This window comes from Xenorhabdus sp. NBAII XenSa04 (genome assembly GCF_963866145.1).
GTDB classification, from domain to species: Bacteria; Pseudomonadota; Gammaproteobacteria; order Enterobacterales; family Enterobacteriaceae; genus Xenorhabdus; species Xenorhabdus indica.
Genome location: NZ_CAWMEB010000277.1, coordinates 1 through 1,799, shown reverse-complemented (window position 1 = coordinate 1,799; position 1,799 = coordinate 1). Strand labels below are relative to the sequence as shown.

1 protein-coding gene is annotated in these 1,799 nt (G+C 58.2%); it reads left to right on the top strand.

What is annotated here, in order from left to right:
• Positions 1 to 6: 6 nt before the first annotated feature.
• A partial coding sequence (locus tag AAC147_RS10180) for a CHC2 zinc finger domain-containing protein (protein WP_047686520.1) occupies positions 7 to 1,799 on the top strand: 1,793 nt, incomplete at its 3' end.

Below are 1,799 nucleotides of genomic sequence, written 5' to 3'. Positions count from 1 at the left end.
ATTTTTATGGCTCGCATCCCCGACGCAGAATTACAGCACCTGAAAGCCGCCGTCTCTTTAGTGGCCGTTATCGAGCAACAAGGCCGGCAGCTCTTTAAGCGCGGCAAAGACATGGTTGTGCTGTGCCCGTTCCATGAAGAGAAAACGCCCTCGATGGTCATCACACCGTCAAAAAATCTCTATCACTGTTTTGGTTGCAGTGCGGGCGGCTCGGTGCTGGACTGGGTGATGAAAACCGAAGGGTTAAGCCTGCGCCATGCCGTGGAACGCCTGCGCGCGGTGTTAGGAGTCAATCCCTCGGTAGAGCCGTTGGTGCAACCTGCGGAGCTGGTCAGTGATGCTATCGGGCAACAGGGGCTGTTATGGCGGGTGATTGGGTTCTATCACCATACGTTGCTGAATGCGCCGGAAGCACAGGCGTATCTGGCGAAGCGGCGGCTCAATCATCCTGAATTAGTCACGCAGTTTAAGCTGGGTTTTGCCAACCGGACGCTCGCTTACCGTCTGCCCGGCAGTAAATACACCAAAGACGGGTCTGATGTCCGCCAACGCTTACAGGCCGCTGGCGTGATGCGAAAATCAGGGCATGAGCATTTTGTTGGTTCACTGGTTGTGCCGGTGATCAGTCCTGAGGGGCAGATACAGGAAGTGTACGGGCGTAAAATCACGGATCGTCTGCGACCGGGCACACCGTTGCATCTGTATCTGCCGGGGGCGCATGGTGGCGTCTGGAATGAAACCGCGCTGGGTACGTCCAAGACGTTGATCCTGTGTGAATCGCTGATTGATGCGATGTCGTTCTGGGTAACGGGGCAACGCAATGTGACTGCCGCCTATGGCGTAAATGGCGTCACAGCGGATCACTGGCGGGCGTTCGAACACTACGGCATTAAGCAGGTACTGATCGCGTTCGACAATGACAGTGCAGGCAATGAAGCGGCGGTCAAACTGGCGTCAGCATTGGTTGCCAAAGGGATCACACCGCTGCGCGTGGTGTTCCCGCCGGGCAGGGATGCGAACGGTTATCTGTGTCAGATGGCAGAACCCGAATCCGCCTTTGCCCTGCTGCTTGAGAGTGCCGTACCGATGCAGGAAGCTGCCGATCTCGTTATCGTTGAACGCCAGACAGTTGAACCCGCCGTTGACCCCGAACCAACAGTCATCTTAGCCGCTGAACCTGTGCCCCGCGTGACGCCGAATGTGGTGTGTGAATCCGGCGACAACGGCGAGCTGCTGATCTCGGTCGGCACATTACAATGGTGTCTGCGCGGCATGGGCACAGTCAAAGCCGGCGCTGCCGTGATGAAACTCAATGCGCAGGTGCTGGACAGGCAAAGCGGCGTGTTGTTCGCGGATGGCGTTGATCTGATCAGTGCCCGTTCCCGCCACAGTTATGCGCGTCTGGCTGCGGCTGAGCTGGGGCTGGGCGAAGCGGATCTGCGGCGTTCGCTGGGGCAGGTGTTACTGGCGATCGAACAGTGGCAGCAACAACCCGCGGACACCGGCCCCAACGTACCGGAGATGGGGATCGCGGAACGGGAAGCAGCACTGGCGTTACTGCAAGATCCGTACTTGACGGCGCGTATTACCGCTGACTTAGCCGCCTGCGGCGTAGTCGGCGAATCCACTAACTTACTGGCGGGCTTTTTGGCGGCCGTGAGCCGAAAGTTACCCAAACCCTTAGCCGTCCTGATCCAGAGCAGCAGTGCCGCCGGCAAATCCTCATTAATGGATGCCGTACTGAACCTGATCCCGGAAGAAGAACGCATCCAGTACAGCGCCATGACCGGCCAGAGCCT